Origin of the sequence: Vibrio sp. 1167 (assembly GCF_033340375.1) — a bacterium.
Lineage (GTDB): Bacteria > Pseudomonadota > Gammaproteobacteria > Enterobacterales > Vibrionaceae > Vibrio > Vibrio alginolyticus.
In genome coordinates, this window is sequence record NZ_JAWOWK010000109.1 from 1 (window position 1) to 1,087 (window position 1,087).

1 protein-coding gene is annotated in these 1,087 nt (G+C 44.7%); it reads left to right on the forward strand.

Annotated features, from left to right (window positions below; all coding sequences use genetic code 11):
- Window positions 1–174 precede the first annotated feature (174 nt).
- On the forward strand, window positions 175–1,065 hold the full coding sequence (panE, locus tag R7Z78_RS24720; protein ID WP_169566748.1) for a 2-dehydropantoate 2-reductase: 891 nt from the start codon (window positions 175–177) through the stop codon (window positions 1,063–1,065).
- The last annotated feature ends 22 nt before the right edge of the window (window positions 1,066–1,087 follow it).

Below are 1,087 nucleotides of genomic sequence, written 5' to 3' on the forward strand. Positions count from 1 at the left end.
AAAGAAGTTAATGGTGTAGATTCAACTGGCTTCGGTCACTACATCGCAGTAACTTACAAGTTCTAATTGAACCGATAAGTTTCCTCAAAAATGGCGCCAATTGGCGCCATTTTTATTTGCTTTCCTCTCTCCCCTCATTATCCTTGCAGCAAACCTTTTTAATGAGAGCGTTTGGTGAATATTCTCATTTTAGGTCCGGGGGCCATTGGCTCACTGTGGGCAACAAAATTTCAATTGGCAGGACACCAAGTATCAGTGTGGGGCAGAACGTCTGAGCCGCAACACTCCCTTACGCTTGATGACTCACCTGCAATGGAGTTTCCTAACCAACATATTCCCTCTTTACAACAAGCGGATTTGATTTTGGTCACGGTGAAAGCGTGGCAAGTGATCACTGCACTCAAACCTCTTATTGAGCACATTCATCGCGATGCCATTGTTATGCTTATGCACAATGGTATGGGTACGGCCGAGCAGGTAGAAGAGATGCTATCCGCAAATCCCGTCGTTATCGCAACCACAACCCATGGTGCTTATAAGCCGAATAAAGAACTCGTAATGCACACGGGGCAAGGCATCACTCAAGTTGGCGGCTTTAATGCATCTGGCGCTCAATGCCAGTTTTTGCAAGATGTTATGCAGCACGCTTTACCAGAAGTTGTTTGGAACCCAAACATCAATGCCGCATTGTGGACCAAACTCGCCATAAACTGTGCAATCAACCCGCTTACAGCATTGCATCAATGTAAAAATGGCGATCTTGCACACGGTGATCTTCAAGACACCTTGAAAATCATCACGAAAGAACTTGTCGAAGTGATGAATAAGGAAGACATTGCGACGCAGTTCGACGTACTTTTCGAGACCATTATGCAAGTGGTGCGGGCAACGTCTGAGAACTATTCTTCAATGAGGCAAGATGTGTTTCATCAGCGCCCGACCGAAATTGATTTTATCACTGGGTACTTGCTAAAAGCGGCAGAGAAACATCGCATCAACACGCCTGAGAATTTAGAACTTTACCAACGCATCAAACAAATAGAACAAAGCTGGACAGAAGAATGAGTAAGAAAATCTTAGTGCCAAT